Below are 22,744 nucleotides of genomic sequence, written 5' to 3'. Positions count from 1 at the left end.
ATTTTGTAAAATGCGCTGTTAAGCTATGATGTGGATATTGAACTCGGATTTCAAACCATACTTAGCTTTTATTTCTTTTTGTAATCGCTTACTTATTTAATCGATTACGGTAAACGATTACTTAAACAAATTAATAAAATAATTTGGTGGCTTGAGGAATTATTAATAACTTTTAGTTTTTACAGCGACACAATGATTAAAGAACTAAAATAAGTGGGAGCTAAAAATAATGAAAAAAGTATTAAGAAAATCTCTAAGTTTTTCAGTCGGTTTGTACTTTCTTATGGTCGGTGTAATAGGGTGCAGTCAAAATAATGGAGATTTTATTAATCGTTCAAATGATCAAAGCAGCAATCAAAAAGTTACAATCGATGTTGCTATCCACGTAGCAAACCCGAAAGGCCAAGAGGCCGCTTTTTATCAGACTGTTCAAAAGTTCATGGAGAAGAATCCAAATATTGAAGTAAATTTACAGGGTACTGAACAAAAAGCGCATATAAAAAAAATAAAGATGATGGCTCAATCCGATACTCTTCCAGATATTTTTTGGATATTGCCAGCTTCAGCGAAAGAGCTTGAAGAAGCGGGGATGCTGCTTGATTTAACAGATTTTCTTAACGAAAATAGGGGAATTATTGAAAAGTTCCATTCTAATATGCTCAATCCTTATCAACTTAACGGCAGCCAATTTGGTCTTCCGTATCAATCTTTAGTTACAGGCTTTTGGTATAACAAAGCATTATTTGATCAATACGGTGTAAAACTGCCAGAAACGTATACAGATTTAATAGAAGCTGTAAAAATCTTTGAAGAAAATAATGTGATTGCCATCGCTAAAGGCTCTAGAGATCCTTATTCTGTTTGGGCTTTTCTAACGATGTTATCGAGATATGGATACTTTGATAAAATCGATAACATTCTTGCTGGAGAAGAAAGCTACAATAACGAGGAATTTTTAAAGTTTTATAAAAAAATTGCTGAACTAAGAGAATTGGGTGCTTTTCCAGAAAACGTTGCCGCCCTAAGTTATTTTCATTCCGTTCAAATGTTTTTAAATGGAGAAGCGGCAATGCTCGATGCTGGCGTATGGGAAACAAAAAAAATCGAAGAAAGTCCGATTGCAAATGATGTAGGGTTCTGGTGGGGGCCAACATTCTCAGATGGTGTAGGAAATCAGCAGCTTTCTTCTATCGTACCAGCTGCTCCGCTAGTCGTAAGTAAAAAGGTCGAAGATGACGAAGCAAAATATGAGGCAGTGATGAAGTTCTTAAAGTTTTATTACAGTGAAGAGGGCGCTCAAATTATGTTAGAGAATCAAGTTCCCCCGATGATTAAATTTAAAGGGGAGATTGATCAAGAAAAACATCCTGTATTTGCAAAAGTTATTGAGCAGATGAATAATCCAGACTGGACAAGTCAACCTAATCAACCAGATCTTATTGTGCCAGAGCCTATAGCGAATGCGATAAATGATAGTATTTACGGGGTTATTAATGGCATTTATACACCAGAAGAAGCACTAAACGTAGTCGATAAAAAAATGAATGGTCATTAAGTAATAGTGTGAAAGAATTGTCTGAGCAAAATTCATTTTTATAGAATTTTTTAACTGTTAATGATTAAATTGTATCATTTTATTACTTAATATTATAAGAGGGATGTTCAATGAAGCTTTTTAAAATGAACGGGCAAAAACTATCCATTAAACAAAAAATTATTTTGTTAGCAATTCTTTCAACATTAATTCCTTTACTTATAGTAGGGACATTTAGTTTTTTATATTTAAATAACGTAATAGAAAATAAAATTTCAGATACAACTTCAAACCTTTTAAGTGTTATAGATTGGAATATAGACACATTTGTTGTAGATATTGAAAGCAGCTCGAGTATCATTTTTGCATCAAATGATACTCAAGAATATTTAAAACAAAAAGAGTTTACATTAGAATCATATAAAGCACAAACAGCTGCAAGAGATCTTCTCATTAATATTACAAATAATAAACCTTACATTAATGCAGTTTATATAGGCAATGAACACAACGAATATTTACAGCTTAGTCAAGGACAAAGTAATTATTTCGGAAATATTTACAATGAAATAGAGGATACAACTTGGTATGAATTTTTAAAAGAAACAAAAGGAAATGGTGTTTGGTTTAAAAGCAGTGATGTAAACTTTATAGAAAGTTCAAATCTATTAATGTATGGAAAAGTAATACGTGATTTAGAAACATTAGAAGATATCGGTGTATTAATCATTAGTGTTGATAAAGCTGTTTTTAAAAATATGTTTAAAAATATTAAAAAACAAGAAGAAATTTTAATTCTAGATCAAGGCAATATTGTTTATTCAAACGGGCAGGAAGAAGCGAAATATAAAGATATTATTAATAAATTAAAAGGTAGAGAAAATAAAGAAACAAAAATTGTAGAAATAAACAGTGAAAAATATATTGTAAATTATGATATAAATCAAGAAACAAATTGGAAAATTGTGAGCATTATACCTTATGAAACAATTATAAAAGAAGTTAATTATGCGCGCATCATTACCGTTTTATTATTAGGAATTTCATTTCTTTTAGCAACATTTAGCGCTTTCTTAATTTCTAAGAAAATTACGAAACAGCTTTCTTTATTAAGAGCTGTCACTGAAAAAATGAAACAAAGAGAAAGGATTTCAAATATTCATTTTGATATTGAAGATGAAATCGGAAAAATTGGTAATCGTTTAATAGCTTTATATAACCGAAACAGTGAACTAACTGTGCAATTATATGAATCACAGTTAAAAGAAAAAGAAGCCGAACTTTTGGCGCTGCAAAATCATATTAATCCGCACTTTTTGTATAATACATTAAATTCAATTTACTGGATGGCACAAAAAGCGAAGGCGAAAACAATTGCGAAAATGGCAGTAAGCTTATCAAAAATTTTTAAATTAACATTAAATAATGGTGAATATATTACCTATGTAAAAAATGAAATTGAACAAGTAAAAAGCTATCTTGATATTCAAAATATTCGATTCGATAATAAAATTGATTACAGCATTAATGTGGACCCATCGCTTTATAATGAAAGAATGATTAAGCTTCTTCTTCAACCACTTGTAGAGAATGCGGTCTATCACGGACTTGAATTAAAAGAAGATACCGGGGAAATTACCATTAAGGGTCGAAAAGAAGGAAACTTCATGATTTTTGAAGTGATTGATGATGGGATAGGATTTGATAGTGAAGAAATTCTCGCAAATAAAAAAGGATATGCATTAAAAAATATAAATGAAAGAATTACACTTCAGTACGGTCCGCAATTTGGTATGAAAATAGAAAGTGAGAAAAATAAAGGTACAAAGGTTATTTTAAAAGTTGGACTTAATATTGAGAAATGTCCGTAAGGAAGAAGCGCCATAAGGGGTGAAAAATATGTACAAGCTGTTAATTGTAGATGATGAAAAAGTAGTGATTGATGGTTTGGTATCAGCGGTAGATTGGGAAGATTATCAAGTTGAGATTGTTGGAACAGCTCTGAATGGTAATGCTGCGTACCAATTAATTGAAGAGACTGAGCCTGATATTGTATTGGCTGATATACGCATGCCTGGATTAAATGGACTAGACTTAATTCAAAAAGTGAAAAATATTCTACCCGATACTGTATTTATCATTATTAGCGGTTATACAGAATTTGATTATGCGAAAAGAGCAATTGAATTAGAGGCGGTTGATTATTTAACAAAACCGATTGAATTTGATGAAATTATTCAGACAGTAGAAAAAGCGATTAATAAATATGAGAAAATTCAAGCAGAAAAAAACAATAATGATAAGATTCAGAAGTATCAAGTGGAATTAGAGGAAAAATATATTTTGGATTCTATGCTTGGGCGTCAATTGGATTCGCAAAAATTAGCCGCTGAATTTAAAAAATGTACGGTGTTTGTGGCTGGACTTAAATCTTTAAAATGGTTAACTAATCTAACAAGCAATGGCCAAGATTTTATTGAACATTTAAAAATACCTTTTGTGAAAAGAGGTTATCGTGCCTTTATCTATCTTATGGAAGAATACCTCGTTGTCGTATATGCTAACAATCAGCAAAATCAAGAATCTAATGCTGCTATGATTGAATTTTCGAATATACTGCAGCATGAAGTGAAAGATATTCCTATTATCGGAATTAGTAATACGTATGGTGGGTTATCAAATATTAATAAATCATATAAAGAAGCAATAGAAGCCTTTCATATTGGTCTTTATTTAAATCAATCATTTACTTCTTATACAGACTTAGAAAAGATGGATCAAAATGTTGGTACTGATATGATAGAAATAATCGATCATTATTTTCAAAAACAAGATTTTGATATATATGCTATCACTCAAATAATTAATGATTTATTGCATTATTGTACAGAAAGAATGCTTACCCCTGTTAAGTCTAAATATTTATGCTTTAAGTTAATCAATAATGTATTTGAATATGTTCAGAAAGAATTTGATTTAAATGTTGAAAGCATTTTGGAAGAAAAATACGTTATTTATAAACAGTTAAATCAATTAAGGTCACTTGAAGAAATCAGAGAATGGTTAATAAGCAAGATTAGTAAGCTTTTAGACTATTTAAATGATAATCAAATGTCATATAAAGATAAATTAATTTTTGATGTGAAAGATTATTTAAAAGATAACTATTGTAAAATCATTAGTTTGGATGATGTTGCAGACTTGTTTCATATTAGTCCTGCATATCTTAGCAGTGTTTTTTCAAAAAAAGTTGGCGTTACGATGTTTGAATATATTATAAATATGAGAATTAATAAATCAAAGGAATTATTAAGAACAACAAATTATAAAATATCCGAAATTTGCGATCAAGTAGGCTATGAAAATCAGAGGTATTTCAACCAAGTATTTAAAAAGCACGTTGGCACAACACCGGGAAAATATCGCTCAAAACATTTAATTAAGCAAGAGGTAAATACAACGTTAAACTAAAACACCAACAGCCTTCACTTTTTATCTGGTGAGGGCTGTTGGTGTTTTAGTTTGGTAACCAGTTTTGTTTACTACATTTCTATTGTATCAACCAAGAAATTCACTACATTCTAAAAATATATAATAGTTTTTAAAAATATTACAATTTTCAAACTATTTAAACGCCTTTAAAATTATAAGTGTAGATAAGATTAACTACGAGAAACACTCATTAATAAAGTGGGGGTGTTAGGAAAAATTAATTTTTAAATATATGTAAACGCTACCGAATAAACTGAGTTTTTGATGGGGGGATGTATTGCTGAAATAGGTTAATTTATTAAATAATTTACTTTGTTGAACTGATGTTAGTCGTTATTTCTTATTTTATTTAGGTTTGATTTGTAAACGTTATCAAAAATATAAAAAAAGATGAAGGAATAAATCCTTCATTAAGAATAACAAATTGTGTGTTTTAAAAAAATGACTTTATTAAATAATACCAAATGGATTTTAGTGAGAAACTTATTTTAATTAAGAAAGAGGTGACTGATATGAAGCTGAAAAATGGAATGTTAGCTTCCTTTTTTTTCTTACCTGCAGCCGTTTTTTTAATCGTTTTCTTCGTCTATCCTGTTTTTCTTCTTATAAAAGATAGTTTATTTACTTACGATTTATATGATCCATCCGTAAAAGAATTTGTAGGCATCGCACATTATATCGATGCCCTTACATCGGAGCGCTTTTTAGAATCGGCCTTTAATACAGTCATATATATTGTGGTGGCTGTAGGATTTGAATTTACAATCGGTCTTATATTAGCGCTTTTGTTAAGTACAGGCTTTAAGGGCAGTCAATTTATTCGAACGCTTCTATTAAGTCCATTAATGTTAGCGCCGTTAGTGTCAGGATTGATATGGAAATTCATGTTAAATGATCAGTTTGGTGTAATTAACTGGGGGCTCTATAAATTAGGGATTCTTTCTGATCCCCATCAAATTTTATGGTTATCGGACTCGAAATTTTCCCTTTTCTCAACAATCATCGCAGATATTTGGTTAACAACCCCATTTATGATGCTCGTTCTTCTGGCGGGAATTCAAGGAATTCCAAAAAGTTTATACGAATCATCACAAATTGACGGGGCAAATAAATGGCAAACGTTTCGTTATATTACGATGCCTTCATTAGTTCCAGTTGCGACTGTTGCGCTTGTGATTCGAATTATTGATGCCGCACGGACGTTTGACATCGTTTGGGTGTTAACACAAGGTGGACCGGGTTTTTCCTCAGAAGTGTTAAGTACGTATATGTACAAAACGTTAACAAGGTATGGATATGTTGGCGAATCAAGTGCAATGGCGGTTATTTTTATCATATTGCTGCTGGCATTAAGTTCGTTCTTTATAAAAAGAATGTGGTCTCCGAGTAAAAAACATGCATAACGAATGGGAGGTGATTGGAACATGTTTGAAAAACCATTAACGAATTCTCAAGCAAACAGAACTTTGAAAAACGCAGGTATTCAGTTTCGTTCCAAACATATTTGGCAGGCATTTGTGATACTTTTAACATGTGGATTAGCCCTATTATTTTTAGGTCCCTATATTTATTTGCTGCTTACTTCTTTGAAACCGTCTTCAGAAGCCGTGAGCGTACCACCTACAATTTGGCCTTCAGAATTTTCTTTGGAAAACTATGTGGGAATGTTTGAGTACCTGCCGATTGGAAAGTACTTTCTAAATAGTTTAACTTCAGCAACGATTAGTATGGTGTTAAGTGTCTTTTTAGGAGCTTTAGCCGCTTACGGTCTTTCGAGATTTACATCAAAGTTGGGTAATGTCTTTCTTCTTTTTACGTTAGCGATTCGAATGGTTCCGATGATTAGTATTGCGATTCCAATGTATATGATTATTCAAGACATGGGATTGATTGATACAAAACTTGCGCTCATTTTAGTTTACACGAGCATTAATGTCCCTTTTGCGATTTGGATGATGATCGGTTTCTTTGATGGAATTCCAAAAGAGTTTGATGAAGCAGCACGTGTGGATGGCTGCAGCCGCTTAGGAGCATTTCTTCGGATTATTTTACCTGTTTCCCTTCCGGGACTTGCGACGACGGCGATCTTTACGTTTATGTTAGCATGGAATGACTTTTTATTTGCTTTGCTTTTAACAAGTACAAACTCCAAAACAGCGACAGTTGGGATTTCAGAGTTTTTAACCGCCTATAATCTTGATCTAGGACCTATGACAGCTGCAGCGATTTCATTTAGTTTACCGGTTATGGTCTTTTCGTTTTTAGTGCAGCGATATATTGTTAGCGGCATGACGTTGGGAGCTGTAAAAGAATAGAAAATTTTATTTAATCGATTTTAAATTGAAAAAAATGTCATCCTTCTCAGTTAGAATGGTATGAGGTTGGAAAAATTGCTGAATTTGCAAATCGTTTAGCTGCTATGTCTACTATGAAAAAAGGTGATATTCCAAGTATGGCTTCACTGTTAGAAGCTGAAGCACTTTTCAATAAATGAATACTCCCACCACTTAGCTACGCTTGAAGTGGGGGTTTCTAACGTATCGAACATTTCTGAACGCTTAACGTTAGTGGAGTTGACACATTGGCGGTCTGAATACGCCCAACTCCTCTATCCCATCGGTCTTGCCTTTGGGACTTCTTTCACTAAGCCTACTGCAACATTTTCACACTTTTGTGCTAGTCATGATCAACGCATCTTCGGCTTCTCTAGGCTTGAACATTTTACGTAGCAGAGCGTCTTTTCCTGCTACAACCTTATATGTTCAGTTTTCAATGAGCATGTACAAGGATGTACTATTATTATTATATCATATATTACGTACTTGCGTTCGTAATATATGATGGTAATTCACCCCCTCCCTACTCTTTGGGCTATCGCCCTTCACATTCCTTGAGGAAGGGGTACTCTTACCTGATATTGATAGATTGTTAGATTTAATAAATTATCACAGAAAAGCTGCAGGAAAAGCACGAATTCGTAAGACTTTACTTCCAGCTATATCAAGGAAAAAGTAGTTTATGAACAAACACACTAAATTGATAGGAGAATTTATTTATGGCTAGTAAAAATTATTACGACGTAACAGAGTGGCCTGTCGGTAATCCGTATGAGGATATTGGTGAGGTAATCAATAGCATTATAGCAGATATTAAAAGTAGGCAAACGGACACTGATGTGAATAAAGGGGGAAAACCGGGTGCGGTTATCTATATTCCACCGGGAGATTATCATCTTGGCAGTCAAGTAGTTATAGACATCAGTTATCTTAAAATTATGGGCTCTGGACACGGGTTTACATCTTCGAGTATTCGTTTTAATACTTCTGAGAATGAATGGGCGGATTTGCATGAATTGTGGCCGGGAGGAAGTCGCATACTCGTAGATATTCCCCTAGAAGTAAATGACGAGGAATATAAAGGAGCTGCATTTTATGTTGAACGAAGTGGAAATCCCCGAATAAGTTCGGTAGAGTTTTCTGACTTTTGTATTGATGGTTTGCATTTTATTGAAGATGGTTCAGGAGAAACAAATCCGGAAAACACATACACTAATGGGAAAACGGGTATTTATGTTGCAAGTGCTTGTGACTCATTTCGGATTACAGGCATGGGGTTTGTGTATTTAGAGCATGGAATTACTATTTATCATGCAGATGCACTGACTATACATGATAATTTCATAGCTGAATGTGGTAACTGTATAGAACTACGAGGTTGGGGACAGGCTTCAAAAATAACCGATAACTTGATAGGAGCCGGTTTTAAAGGATATTCAATTTACGCTCAAAATTTTGGTGGACTTTTGATTACAGCGAATAATGTTTTTCCACGAGGTGCGAGCAGTATCTATTTTGATGGTGTGACACGTTCCAGTATCACAAATAATAGACTTCATTCATTTTATCCAGGAATGGTGGTATTCAAGGAAAATTGTTCTGAAAACTTGGTTTCTTCAAATCACTTTTTACGTGACCATGAACCTTGGACTCCTTTTGTGGGAATAGACAATGGTTTAGATGATTTGTATGGTCTCCTCTATATCAGTGGCAATAATAATTCTGTAATTGCTAATCACTTTTCTGAAGTAATTAATACTCAGAACATCAAGCTGGTAGGTGCAACACCTGTAATCATACGTATTGTTTCGGGTAATGGAAATTATATTTCTAATAATCATGTTGTTGCCACGGAGATTCATGCCAAGATAAGTGATTCTTGTTTCTCTGCGCAAGTAGACGCTTTGTTGACTACCGAAGCATCAGAGCCGCTTACCGTAACAACAGTATTGGTAGAAAAAGAATCGCTTCAAAATACGATTCTTGATTCGGGAAGTGATGCACAGGTTGTTATGGACAAGACTGTAAATGCATTCAGAGCCACTCCAACGCCAGGAGCATAAATAATATATTCAACTATGTTTTTGTGGTAGTTTTTGTTCCAAAGTTTCAATTGCAAGTCGGACACTTGAATTATTTCGTTTGTCATTTAATTTTTGGGGTGCTTCCTAGCGATGGAAGTGCCTCTTTTTATAGTGTTTCCCATATTTGGATAAATGCCAATAAAGTAGACAGAAAAAAGGAATGTTTCTTTAGGAAGACTGCCAGAAAATGTCTTCTTTTAAGTTTGGAGAAAGCATGACAATGGGAGAATAAGGTCTTCTAGGATTATAAAACCCTTCAATATATTCGAAACAAGCCAGTTGTACGAAAAAACAGTTCTTGTTTAAAAAGCGCTTACATTCTAAAAATATATAATAGTTTTAAAAAATATTACAATTTTCAAATTCTTTAAACATCTTTAAAATTATAAGTGTAGACAAAGTTAACTACTAAAAATTCTGATTAATACAGTGGAGGTGTTAAGCAAAAAGTGATTTTAAAATGATTGGGAACTTATTTTAGAGAATCTTGCTAACTAATTTTTGTTCAATATTTTCAAGAGAAACATGTAAACGTTACCAAATAGGCATAGCCTTGGAAGGGGTGATGTACTGCTAAAATAGGATGGTTTATTAAATGATTTACTTTGTTTAATTGCTGTTAGTCGTCATTTTCTATTTAGGATCAATATGTAAACGTTATCAAAAACATAAAAAAAGATGAAGGAATAAATCCTTCATTAAGAATAACCAATTGTGTGTTTAAAAAAAATGACTTTATTAAATAATACCAAAGATTATGAATTATATGATGACAAAGATGAAATTCCAGAAGATATGGGAAGGTTTCATGCGACTTGTCACCGTGAGAATCCATGTAAAAAGGTTGTCCATGATGCTGAAATGGAAAATCCAGCACCATGGGAACTTCCGGGTAAGAATTTAACAGGAGACAAAAATTATGTCATTTTAGATGCTGAAGGAAAAGGACATTATGTCGGGTGTGTCCTAAACATTGATAACTTTGATGCATCGAATCAAGAGTTTACTTGGCTTGGTGAAGGAGACGACATGTTCTTTATCGATGGTGAACAATGGCCGCCGTCTATTCACGGCACAGGAACAGAAGACTACTTTAATGCAGCATGGGGATTCCCGAGTGGAGAATATGCCGGACCATATCACGGTATTTCATTAGGAAGTGATGTACAGGAACACTTTGGAAAATGGAGTCTCTATCGCTTCCATATCGAGGATCCCATTCGCTTTAATACATCAATTCGTGCAACAATTGAACACGGACATGCGAATGATCAAGGAAATGATTATTCAAGCGTGGCCTATTGGTATCATCCTGAGCCGCATAAACCGTTATCTGAACTGCCGCCTGTTGAAGAGCGCCTTCCGAGAAGATGGCCGGAACATGGCTTATGGGATAAATAAACGATCAATCCAGAAAAATTTCAAGGGGGAGATGGATTTGTTGAAAAGGAAAGTTGTTGTAAGTTTGCTTACATGTCTAATAGTTATTGCTGCTTTTCTCACCGGATGTGCTGGAAATCAGACTTCCGGTGATACACAGAGTGATGGAGATAGCTCAACCAGTAATGGTGAAAAATCTTTAACAGTGCTTGTTGAAGGCGGAAGTCCTGCATTTAAGGTTTCTCAACAAACAGCAGATGAATTTAAAGAATTAACAGGCTATGAAGTGAAAATTGAAGCAGTTCCTTATATTGGTGTTTATGACAAATTAAAAGCAGAGGTTGCTTCGCGAGCAGGTGCTTATGATGTAGCGACAATTGATATTCTTTGGTTCCCTTCACTGGCAGGGGGATTACTGCCTCTTGATAATTTGATAACTAAAGAAGTAAAAGATGATCTCTTTCCTGGACTTATTTCTGGTGGAAGCTATAATGACAAGGTATTAGGAATGCCGGTATGGACAAACGCAAAAACATTACTCTATCGAAAAGATTTATTTGAAGATGAAGCGAATAAAAAAGCATTTAAAGAAGAATATGGATATGAACTTCAGCCTCCAAAAACATGGGAAGAATATCAAGATGCAGCGAAATTTTTTACGCGTGATACCGATGAAAATGGACAAATTGATTTATATGGTACAACTGTGTTTGGTGCAAATAACGGTGATGCGGTAGCAAGTTGGTTAGATCATGCGGCACAAGCAGGAGCTGAACCATTAGTTATTGGTGAAAATGGTGAAGTGCTTGTTAATAAAAAGCCATATGTTGAAGCACTTGAATTGTTAACAGACATGCTAAATGAAGATAAATCAGTTCCGCCTGGAGCTCTTGAAATGGCTTCAGCAGAAACAGCTGAACTCTTTTGGAGCGGAAATGCAGCGATGATGCTGGCATGGGGCCACTTCTATGTACCATCGAATGATTCAAGCCAATCAGATGTTGCTGGTAAAGTTGGATCAGCACCAATGATTGCGGGATCAGAAGGAATTGGCGCTGTTCCGGGACCATGGTACCAAGTCGTACCGAAATCCTCAAAGAAACAAGAAATTGCTAAGCAGTACCTTGAATTCTTGTACGGCAAAAATGAATTATACATGGAAGCCCTAGGTGTAGCAGCAAGAAAATCTGTTTTTGAAAAGTATAGTCAAAAAGAAGGATACGAACATTTAGAGCCGCTTATGACAACTTTATCTGGAAAACAAACTCAAAATCGTCCTCCGATAAGAGAATGGCAGCAAATTGAAAGTGAAGCATTAATTCCTGCTGTTCAATATGCACTGTCAGGTGAACAAACACCTCAAGAAGCACTCGATTGGGCTGCAAGCATTATTGAAGGTATTGTACAACCCTAATAAAGATAGTAGAACTACCACCATGCTAAATAAATGTTGATCTAATAAAATGTAGACAGAATCCTCCTCGTTATTATGTTTTAATTAATTAAGTTGAAGCAGAAGAGGAGGTTCTGCTCTATATATTGGAGGTAGAAACTTGTTGAAAAAAAGTTTACTAAACGTCTTATTAGCACTATTACCTGCAGCGATTTCATTTAGTTTACCGGTTATGGTCTTTTTGCTTTTAGTGCAGCGGTATATTGTTAGCGGCATGATGGTGGAAGCTGTAAAGGAATAGAAATATCATTTAAGCGATTTTAAATGATTAGATATTACATGTGAATTTTAGGAGGTATACTAGATTATGATAGAAGAAAATGTTTCATTAAATACGTGTTCGAAAGTTTATTATGAAAAGTACAGACCACAATTTCATTTTTCACCGCAGTCGAATTGGATGAATGATCCAAATGGTATGGTTTATTACAATGGTGAGTATCATTTGTTTTATCAATATCATCCAAATGGAACAACTTAGGGACCAGTGCATTGGGGGCATGCTGTTAGTAAAGATTTAGTACATTGGGAGAACCTTCCGATTGCTTTGGTCCCAGATGAACAATGAAGAAACATGTATTGGCTATGATGTGAGCGAAGAAGAATGGTTTGTAGATCGCACGAAATCTGGGGTTGTTCAATTTAATGATTCTTTTGCTGGTAAACATACAGGGAAATTAACGATTAGCGATAACAAAGTAAAAATGCACTTCTTTGTTGATTGGTCATCTGTTGAAGTGTTTGGAAATAATGGAGAAAGCGTGATAACAGAATTAATTTTTCCTGACGACTAAAGTAATGGGTTAGAATTGTACACCAAAGATGGGGAAGTGAAGCTTGTTTCTTTAGAAATTTATCACTTAAGATCAATATGGTAACAAGCAGCACTTTATTAGTGTAATTATATCCTTATTCATTTCTAATTAGAAATGAATAAGGATATATGTACGTTAGTTTGGAACCCTCTTTATTTGTTAATATAGTAGAATATCTTTTTTGAATTTGTTTAATCAGCTTATAGTTATACGAATTAAAAATTCTTGGTGAATGAAAATATTGAGATTATTAATCAATCATATAAAATAAACTTATACAAATATTTTAAACTAATAGAAAAGGCGGCTGATGAGAATATTAATTTTCCAGATAGTGTTACCGGTAATTTGGAAGCGATTTCTGCTAAGAGTAATTGATTACTGATTTTGTAAACAGCAATGAGGGATGCGAAATGAATGTGTTAAAAAGAGAGAAACAAAAGTTGTCGGTTAAATGGAAGGTTATTCTATTAGCTCTTTTTTCAACGTTAATTCCATTAGTGATCATTGGGCCGTTTACTTTTCTATACTTAAACAAAGTTGTTGAAAATAAGGTTTCGGAAACGACTTCAAATTTATTAAGCGTATTGGATTGGAATATCAATACGTTTGTCATTGATGTGGAAAATATTTCAAATACAATTTTCTCCTCAAATGATATTCGAAGTTATTTAAGTTACAATAAATTATCCCCAAGGCTTTATATGTTGGAAACAGAGTCAAGAAATGTATTAAATAATATTACAATTGTTAACAAACCATATATCAATGCCGTTTATATAGGTAATGAACATCATGAATTTCTAAAAGTAAATCGAGGGGAAAGCAATTATACAAGTAATATTTATGAACAGATTCAAAATGCAAGTTGGTACAATGGTTTAAAGCAAAGTGAATGGGGAGGTGTGTGGTTTAAGGGAAGTGAAGTTAATTTTGTGAAAGGGTCTGCTAACTCGTTAATGTTTGGAAGAGTTATTAGAGATATTGGTACATCAGAAGAGATTGGAATAACAATCATAAGTGTTGATCAGCTTGTTTTTGATAATATGTTTAAAGATATTCAAACAGATGGAACGATTTTAATAGCGGATGGGGACAGTACGATTTACTTTAGCGGGAACGAAAAGCAATTGACAACAAAAGAATTGTCGAGTCTTTTAAAAAATTATGGTGATCAAGGAACGATTATTGAGACAATTCATGGAACAAAATATGTATTAAACTTTCATACAAACTTCAATACAAACTGGAAAATTGTAAGCATCATTCCTTATCAAAGCATTGTAAAAGAAGTGAATACGATCCGTATTATCACAGCGTCATTATTGGTTCTCTCTCTTCTATTAGCAACGTTCAGCGCTTTATTAATTGCAAAAAAAATTACAAAGCAGCTTGCGTTATTAAGAAATGTTACGCAAAAGATGGAAAACAGAGAATATATATCCTCTATTCAATTTGATGCTAAAGATGACATTGGTAAAATTGGTAATCGTGTTGTTCAACTATATAACCGAAACAATAAATTAACCGCCCAATTATACGAAGCACAGTTAAAGGAAAAAGAAGCAGAGTTATTAGCCTTGCAAAGTCATATTAACCCGCATTTTTTATATAACACGTTGAATTCTATATTCTGGATGGCAGAAAAGGCAAAGGCGAAGCCGATTTCTCAAATGGCATTAAGCTTATCTCAGCTTTTTAAACTAACATTAAATAATGGTGATCCAATTACTGCAGTAAGAAATGAAATTGAACAAGTGAAAAGTTATCTTCAAATACAAAATATTCGTTTTGATAATAAAATTGAATACTCGATAAATATTGACCCATCGATCCTTGATAAGAAAATCATCAAATTGTTATTGCAGCCAATTGTGGAAAATGCAGTACAGCATGGTCTAGAACCAAAAAAAGGTCAAGGAAAAATAGTGATTAGAGGGGTTAAAAAAGAAAAAATGATGGTTTTTGAAATAATTGATAATGGGATTGGTTTTAATAGAGAAGAAATTATTAAAAAAGATCAAGGTTATGCTTTAAAAAACATTCATGAAAGAATTAAGCTTCATTATGGCTCAGAATATGGCCTAAGCATTGAAAGTGAAGTAAATAAGGGGACAAAGGTTGTTTTAACAGTTGGATTAGAAAAAGATAAGTGTAAGTAATATAAGGCATTGTTACAATACAGGAGGTGAAGCAATATGCACAAACTAGTAATCGTTGATGATGAAAAAGTAGTGATTGATGGATTAACATCGGCAATTAACTGGAAAGAGCACCAAATTGAGATTGTTGGAACCGCATCTGATGGAAAAGAAGCGTTCCAATGTATTGTAGATAAAAAGCCGAATATCGTGTTAGCTGATATTCAAATGCCGGAATTAAATGGTTTAGATTTAATACAAAAAGTAAAAAATATTTGTCCTGATACTGTATTTATTATTATTAGCGGTTATACAGAATTTGATTATGCGAAAAGAGCCATTGAGTTAGAAGCTGTTGATTACCTGGTAAAGCCTATAGGACTTGATGACATTGTTAGTTCAGTAAAAAAGGCAGCCAATAAATATGAAAAGATGCAAGCTGAAAAACAGCATCATAATCAAATTCAAAAATATCAATCAGAATTAGAAGAGAAGTATGTACTCGATTTTATTTTAGGTCATAAATTTGATCATTTTGAAACATATGATCAATTTAAAAACTGTAAAATAGTAATTACTGGTTTTAAAAATTCAACATGGAAAAATCATATAAAAAAAAGTGTACAGGAATTTCTTGAATGTTTAAAAACGCCTTTTAAAAAAAGAGGATATGAAGCATTTATTTATATTATTGAAGATAGTATTGTTACAATGTATGCCCATTCTACACAAAAGCAAGGGGATGACTCTTTATTAGTGGAACTTTTATCTCTTCTACAAGATGAATTGAAGTCGCTTCCTATTATCGGAGTTAGTAATACTTATAATGATCTTTCATATACCAATCAATCATATAAAGAAGCAAAAGAAGCCTTTCGAATCGGTGTTTATTTAAATCAATTGATTACTAATTACAATGACCTTGAAAAAATAAACAACACTGTTGGCAATGAAATAATTGAAAAAATTGAAAATCACTTTAAGAAAAAGCAATTTGATTTAGAAAAAATGAATCAATTAATTGATGATATATTAAATTATTCAATTGAACATATGCTTTCACCAGTAAAATCTAAATATTTATGTTTTAAGTTAATCAATTATGTTTCTGAATATGTGAATGATGAATTTGAAATAGAGATTGAAAACATTTCAGGGGGGAAATTTCAGTTATATGGAGAGCTGAATAACTTACAATCAATTGAAGGAATGAGTCACTGGCTTAAAAACTTTGTTAATGAAACTTTTAACTATTTAAATAAAAATAAAATTTCATATAAGGATAAATTAATTTTAGATGTAAAGAATTATTTGAAAAATCATTTTGGTCAACCGATTGTTTTGGACGATATAGCCGAATGCTTTCATATAAGTGCTGCTTATCTTAGCAGTATTTTTTCAAAAAAAGTTGGCATGACGATCTTCGAATACATTACTGATCTTCGAATGAATAAAGCAAAGGAGTTACTACGAACAACTAATTATAAAATCCATGAAATATGTAATGAAGTTGGGTATGATAATCAAGGTTATTTTAATCAAGTTTTTAAAAAGCAGATTGGTATAACACCAGGGCAATATCGTTCAAAACATTTACTTGGAAATGAAAGTTAATTTTATGTATATGAAAAAAGAGTAGAAAGAAATGCTTCTACTCTTTTTTCTATGAAATTTATTATAAAAAGTTTGCTTTACAAGAATTGTGAAGAAATATGAATACTTTTGAAAGGATTTATCTGGAAACGTGTTGACATAGCCTGATAATTGATTTACTATTTATTTAAACGATTACGCAAACGATTACATATGGAAAGCGTGGTTGTTTTTAAAAGGAATATACGTAATCGATTACGTCAAAGTGGCTTTAGTATTAAGATCTATTAAACTTAAAGAGTTAAAGTTAGATCTTTTTAAAATTTAATAGACACTTTATTATTTTAAGTATAAAGAAAGCGCTAACAATATGAAGGAATGTATAAAATAGGATAGTAATACATTTAAAATCGTTTTAACTAATCTTTCTTTCAAATTAATTTAATCGATTACGTAATCTATTTCTTTGGTCAATCAGTAAAAATATATTTTGCAGTAGAAAGTGAGGGAAAGGATTTGAAAATGACATTAAAAGCTGCATCAAAGAGTATCGCACAACCTCGTACGAAAGTAACAAATAGTAAACTAAAGAACATTTTAAACAATTATGAACTTTATTTATTTTTACTGCCAGCACTTCTTTATTTTCTTATCTTCCACTACGGGGCAATGTATGGAGTATTAATCGCATTTAAAAACTATATTCCGACATTAGGAATTATGGGAAGCCCTTGGGTAGGATTTGAGCATTTTGAACGTTTTTTTAACTCCTTTAAATTTTGGGATTTAATTCGAAATACATTGGGACTAAGTGCACTGCAGTTGATTTTTGGTTTTCCGTTACCAATTATTATCGCTCTTTTATTAAATCAATTTATGCATACGCGCTATAAGAAATTCATTCAAACCGTAATCTATGCACCGCATTTTATTTCAGTCGTTGTTTTAGTCGGTATGATGTATGTTTTCTTTTCACACAACGGTTTAATTAACAATTTGATTGTGATTCTTGGTGGCGATCCAGTTGCATTCTTTACACGTCCAGAATGGTTCCAGCCCCTTTATATTGGATCAGGTATTTGGCAGGAAACAGGTTGGGCAGCGATTATTTACTTGGCAGCTTTAGCGGGGGTTAGTCCAGAACTTCATGAAGCAGCCGTAATGGATGGAGCCAATAAATTTCAGCGCATTCTCCATGTTGACTTACCATCGATTTTACCAACAGCTGTTATTTTATTAGTGCTATCTGTCGGTAATATTATGAACATTGGCTTTGAAAAAGCGTATTTAATGCAAACACCATTAAATTTACCAACAGCTGAGATTATTCCAACTTATGTTTATAAAACAGGTTTACAGCAAGCACAGTACAGCTTTGCGGCCGCAGTTGGATTATTTAACGCAGTCATTAACTTAATCTTATTATCAACAGTTAACCGCATTGCTAAAAGATTATCCGGCACAGGTTTATGGTAGAAGGGGAGGGATAAATAGTGAGCAGCTTAGCAGCAAAGAGAAAATTAGGAAAACCAAGATCAAAAGAAGATAGAATCTTTGATATTCTAAACTTTACGCTTCTTACAGTGGTATCAATTGCCGTATTATATCCGTTATATTTTATCGTCATTGCTTCCATTAGTAATCCTGATCTTATCAATGCCGGGAAGGTGTGGTTTTTCCCGCAAGACATTACATTTGATGGGTATAAGCGAATTTTGCAGGATGAAAAAATATGGACGGGCTATAAAAATTCAATCGTCTACACAGTTGTTGGCACAGCAGTCAATGTCGCCTTTACATTAATGGCAGCTTATGCGCTGTCACGTAAAGACTTTTACGGCAGAAACTTTTTTATGATTTTAATCGCCTTTACAATGTTTTTTTCTGGCGGATTAATTCCGACGTACCTTATTGTGAAAGAACTTGGCATGTTAAACACAATGTGGGCACTCATTATTCCAAAAGCAGTTGCTGTCTGGAACTTAATTGTTGCACGAACATTCTTTGAATCTACTATTCCAAATGAATTGTTAGAAGCAGCAAAAATTGACGGTTGTTCCAATACAAAGTTCTTTACAAAAATCGTACTGCCATTATCAAAACCAATTGTTGCGGTTATGGTTTTATTCTACGGAGTAGGTCACTGGAATTCTTATTTTGACGCACTAATCTATTTAAATGATGAAGGGTTATATCCACTGCAATTAATTTTAAGAAATATTTTAATTCAAAGTGAAGCATCACAAAGTATGATTGGTGATATTGAATCATTAGCAGCACAGCAAAGAGTTGGAGAACTTATTAAATACGGTGTTATCATTATTGCTTCGATTCCGCTGTTAATTGTCTATCCATTTATTCAAAAATACTTTGTTAAAGGTGTTATGATTGGCGGAATTAAAGGTTAATTCTCATATTCATTGAAGGCACGAGGGCGGGGTACAAAAAAGCATCCTTCCCTCCAATTATAAAATAAAAAAGATCTAGGGGGAAAAGAAATGATTAACGTATTATCTAAAAAAGCTTTTGCATCATTAGCACTTTCAGCCGCACTTTTAACGGCATGTTCAGGAAATAACGAAGCATCAAATAAAACAGAAGAAGCACAAAAAGCAGCATTTAATGAAACAGGCTTGCCGATCGTTAATGAAGAAATCACATTAGAATTTGTATCACCAAAATCACCATTAGCGCCAAACTTTAGTGAGATGACCATTTTTAAACGCCTGCAGGAAGAAACAAATGTTAAGATTGAGTGGAACAATATTCCTGGGGACGGCTATCAAGAAAAGAAAAATTTATTACTCGCAAGCGGTGACTTACCAGATGTATTCTATAACTCTGGATTTACCGATAATGACCTTGTAACAAACGGACAAAATGGTGTTATCATTCCGCTTGAAGATTTAATTGATCAATATGCACCAAACCTTAAGAAGTTGTTGGAAGAAAGACCAGAACTTAAAAAGACAATAACAGCTCCAGATGGCCATATTTATGCATTACCGCGTGCAGAAGAAATGGGCTTAGTTGGAATGCCGAACATTATGTATATTAATAAAACGTGGCTCGATAAACTTGGACTTGAAATGCCAACAACATTAGAAGAATACCACGATATTTTGAAAGCGTTTAAAGAGCAAGATCCAAATGGAAACGGCAAACAGGATGAAATCGGATTAACATTCTGGTTTAACGGATGGTGCGGGAATGAAGGTGACTTGATCGGACTATTTGGTTTACCAGATGTACCATTTGAACAGGATCACCGTATTGTTAGAGACGGTAAAGTGATTTATGCAGCGACACAGCCTGAATATAAAGAAGCATTAGCTTATTATCATGAATGGTTTAAAGAAGGATTAATTGACCCTGAATTTGCGACACAAGATGTACCGCAAATTTTTGCTAAAGGAAAAACAGAGGATCCAACACTTGGTTCTTTCATTTGGTGGGAAGATACGGAAGTAGTCGGAACAGATCGTGTGGATGATTATGTTGTCCTGCCGCCATTAAAAGGGAAAGACGGAAAAGTTGCCGTTGGACGTTCTAATCACTCTGAATATGGAAGAGATGCGTTTGTTATTACTTCGGCAAATGAAAATCCTGAGCTTACAATGCGTTGGGTAGACGAGCTTTACGCACCAAAAATGTCTGCACAGATCAACTGGGGACCAATTGGTGAAATTTATGAAGAAGATGAAAATGGTATGTTAGTAAACAAAGAGCTTCCTGAAGGTGTAGCAATGGGAGAATATCGTCAAAAAGTAGCACCAGGTGGACCATTCGTTGTTTTAGAAGAGCACTTTGGAACAGTTGTTGATATGGAGCCAAGGGCGAAAGAACGATTAGAAATTCTTAAAGAGCATTATGAGCCGCATATGGTTGAAGAAAATTATCCAAAAATCTTTTTTACACCGGAAGAGCTTCAAACGATTAATACAATTGAGCCTGAGCTTAAAGAGTTTGTAAAACAAAAAGAAGCACAGTGGTTAATGGAAGGCGGCATTGAAAAAGAGTGGGATGACTACTTAAAACAGTTAGATGCAATGGGCCTTCAAGAGTTAATGGAAATTTATCAAGCTGGTTTAGATCGCTTTAACGCAGCAGAATAATCACTTATTGTTAGTTAGCTGTTTTGATTTGCATAAGCCGGAACGATCGACTGTTTTATTCTGGCTTGTTTCTTAATCAGGATAAAAAAGTTAAGTAATGCCGCAAACGACTATGTCATTTGTTTATCTTTCTTATTAAAAGGGGGAAAAGAAAATGAAACAAGGATTAAAAGTTTTCTCTAGTGTTATGTTAAGCTCAGCTCTTCTTTTAGGAGCATGTTCATCAAATGAAACATCCAACAAAAAAGAGGAAACAAAAGTGGCATTTAATGAAACGGGCTTACCAATTGTAGAGGAAAAAATCACTTTAAATTTTGTATCACCAAAAGCCCCACTTGCACCAAATTATAATAAAATGGAGATTGTGCAGCAACTTGAAGAGATGACAAATGTGCATATTCAGTGGAATAATATCCCTGGAGATGGCTATCAAGAAAAAAAGAATTTATTATTAGCAAGCGGTGATTTACCTGATGCATTCTATAAAGCTGAATTCACCGATCAAGATATTGTAAAATATGGTCAAGGTGGAACGATTATTCCATTAGAAGATTTAATCGATAAGTATGCACCGAATATTAAGAAGCTCTTTGAAAGAAGACCTGAGCTTAAGAGTATGGTAACGGCGCCAGATGGTCATATTTATTCTCTTCCGCGTGCAGAAGAAATGGGACTTGCCGCAGTGCCGAACTTTCAATCTATTAATAAGGCGTGGTTAGATAAGCTAGGTTTAGAAATGCCAACGACACTTGAAGAATATCATGATGTTTTGAAAGCGTTTAAAGAACAAGATCCAAACGGAAACGGCAAGCAGGACGAAATTCCATTAAGTTTTATGTACAATTTCTGGACTGGAAACTTTGGCGATATGTTTGGAGCTTTTGATATGCCGGATAATGTGGATCACAGAATTGTACGGGACGGCAAAGTAATTTTTACAGCTGTACAGCCTGAATATAAAGAAGCTATTCAATATTATCATGAATGGGTAAAAGAAGGATTAATTGACCCAGAATCCTTTACACAAGATGTAGCGCAATATTTTGCAAAAGGGAAAACAAAAGATGCAACATTAGGTTCATACATTTGGTGGGAAACCGAAGAAGTTGTCGGTCCAGAACGTGCAGATGATTATGTACTTCTTCCGCCATTAGAAGGTCCTCATGGCGATATAGTTGTAGGGCGTTCTAATTATTCTGAATATGAAAGAGGAGCATTTGTTATTACTTCTGCCAACAAAAATCCTGAAATTACAATGCGTTGGGTAGATCAATTATATGAACCAAAAATATCTGCACAAATTAGTTGGGGACCTATTGGAACAATTTATGAAGAAGATGAAAATGGTATGTTAGTGAATAAAGAGCTTCCAGAAGGTACAGCAATGGGTGAACTTCGTCAAAAAGTAGCTCCTAATGGACCAACTGCTGTATTACGAGAAGACTTTGGTGTAGTTGTTGATATGGAACCTCGCGCAAAAGAACGTTTGAAAAGCATTAAAGAAATTTATGGACCGCATTTAGAAGAAGAAAATTATCCGCAAATTTTCTTCAGTCCGCAAGAGCTGGATACGATTAATAAAATTGAAGTGGATATTAAAGAGTTTGTTAATCAAAAGAAAGCACAATGGTTAATGGAAGGCGGCATTGAAGAAGAATGGGATGACTATGTAAAGCAATTAAAGGATATGGGCTTAGATCAATTGATGGAAATTTACCAAGATGGTCTAGATGAATTTAATGAAAATAAATCATAACTAAGGTTTAAAATTTAAAAATATGCAAGCTAGGACCACCCCCTT

General features: G+C 33.6%; 16 protein-coding genes and 1 pseudogene. All 17 read left to right on the top strand.

The genetic code is table 11. The annotated features are described in order from the left end of the window. Positions 1-229 precede the first annotated feature (229 nt). On the top strand, positions 230-1,555 hold the full coding sequence (locus tag DS031_RS04745) for an ABC transporter substrate-binding protein (RefSeq protein WP_113804779.1): 1,326 nt from the start codon (positions 230-232) through the stop codon (positions 1,553-1,555). Between the two features lie 110 nt (positions 1,556-1,665). Then, on the top strand, positions 1,666-3,405 hold the full coding sequence (locus tag DS031_RS04740; protein WP_113804778.1) for a sensor histidine kinase: 1,740 nt from the start codon (positions 1,666-1,668) through the stop codon (positions 3,403-3,405). Positions 3,406-3,433: 28 nt separating this feature from the next. Beyond that, positions 3,434-5,005 carry a response regulator gene (locus tag DS031_RS04735; protein WP_113804777.1) on the top strand — a complete coding sequence of 524 codons (1,572 nt, stop codon included), beginning with the start codon at positions 3,434-3,436 and terminating at the stop codon, positions 5,003-5,005. 533 nt (positions 5,006-5,538) lie between these two features. Beyond that, entirely contained in the window at positions 5,539-6,429 is an 891-nt protein-coding gene (locus tag DS031_RS04730; RefSeq protein ID WP_113804776.1) for a carbohydrate ABC transporter permease, read from the top strand. A gap of 21 nt (positions 6,430-6,450) precedes the next feature. Beyond that, entirely contained in the window at positions 6,451-7,341 is an 891-nt protein-coding gene (locus DS031_RS04725) for a carbohydrate ABC transporter permease (protein WP_113804775.1), read from the top strand. A 740-nt stretch (positions 7,342-8,081) separates the two neighbouring features. Further along, complete coding sequence (locus DS031_RS04720) at positions 8,082-9,425, top strand: NosD domain-containing protein (RefSeq protein ID WP_113804774.1); 1,344 nt, start codon at positions 8,082-8,084, stop codon at positions 9,423-9,425. A 750-nt stretch (positions 9,426-10,175) separates the two neighbouring features. After that, a complete protein-coding gene (locus DS031_RS04715; protein WP_113804856.1) occupies positions 10,176-10,847 on the top strand; it encodes a glycoside hydrolase family 172 protein in 672 nt (223 codons plus the stop codon). A 37-nt stretch (positions 10,848-10,884) separates the two neighbouring features. Continuing rightward, positions 10,885-12,240, top strand: coding sequence for an ABC transporter substrate-binding protein (locus DS031_RS04710; protein WP_245947206.1), 1,356 nt, complete (start codon positions 10,885-10,887; stop codon positions 12,238-12,240). A gap of 139 nt (positions 12,241-12,379) precedes the next feature. Next, a complete protein-coding gene (locus tag DS031_RS04705) occupies positions 12,380-12,520 on the top strand; it encodes a hypothetical protein (protein ID WP_181833018.1) in 141 nt (46 codons plus the stop codon). Positions 12,521-12,586: 66 nt separating this feature from the next. Beyond that, positions 12,587-12,844 (top strand): annotated as a pseudogene (locus DS031_RS24050) (hypothetical protein); the annotation flags it as partial. Then, positions 12,837-13,073: a glycoside hydrolase family 32 C-terminal domain-containing protein gene (locus tag DS031_RS24045; protein WP_113804772.1), complete on the top strand. Its 237-nt coding sequence runs from the start codon at positions 12,837-12,839 to the stop codon at positions 13,071-13,073. The pseudogene DS031_RS24050 and the gene DS031_RS24045, both read left to right, overlap by 8 nt. Before the next feature lie 434 nt (positions 13,074-13,507). Next, entirely contained in the window at positions 13,508-15,256 is a 1,749-nt protein-coding gene (locus tag DS031_RS04690) for a cache domain-containing sensor histidine kinase (RefSeq protein WP_113804771.1), read from the top strand. Positions 15,257-15,292: 36 nt separating this feature from the next. Beyond that, positions 15,293-16,849 (top strand): response regulator, encoded by a 1,557-nt coding sequence (locus tag DS031_RS04685; RefSeq protein WP_113804770.1) that lies wholly within the window; start codon positions 15,293-15,295, stop codon positions 16,847-16,849. Between the two features lie 501 nt (positions 16,850-17,350). Then, positions 17,351-18,304, top strand: coding sequence for an ABC transporter permease (locus DS031_RS04680; RefSeq protein WP_113804769.1), 954 nt, complete (start codon positions 17,351-17,353; stop codon positions 18,302-18,304). A gap of 17 nt (positions 18,305-18,321) precedes the next feature. Then, complete coding sequence (locus DS031_RS04675) at positions 18,322-19,236, top strand: carbohydrate ABC transporter permease (protein WP_113804768.1); 915 nt, start codon at positions 18,322-18,324, stop codon at positions 19,234-19,236. A 90-nt stretch (positions 19,237-19,326) separates the two neighbouring features. Further along, the gene (locus DS031_RS04670; RefSeq protein ID WP_113804767.1) at positions 19,327-20,943 is read left to right on the top strand and encodes an ABC transporter substrate-binding protein; all 1,617 of its coding nucleotides are present in this window, start codon (positions 19,327-19,329) and stop codon (positions 20,941-20,943) included. A 154-nt stretch (positions 20,944-21,097) separates the two neighbouring features. After that, the gene (locus tag DS031_RS04665; RefSeq protein ID WP_245947204.1) at positions 21,098-22,699 is read left to right on the top strand and encodes an ABC transporter substrate-binding protein; all 1,602 of its coding nucleotides are present in this window, start codon (positions 21,098-21,100) and stop codon (positions 22,697-22,699) included. Positions 22,700-22,744 lie beyond the last annotated feature (45 nt).

Source organism: Bacillus taeanensis (assembly GCF_003318295.1).
GTDB lineage: Bacteria > Bacillota > Bacilli > Bacillales > UBA6769 > Maribacillus > Maribacillus taeanensis.
Note: the sequence above shows the minus strand (reverse complement) of the source record. Positions and strands in the feature narration are given on the sequence as shown.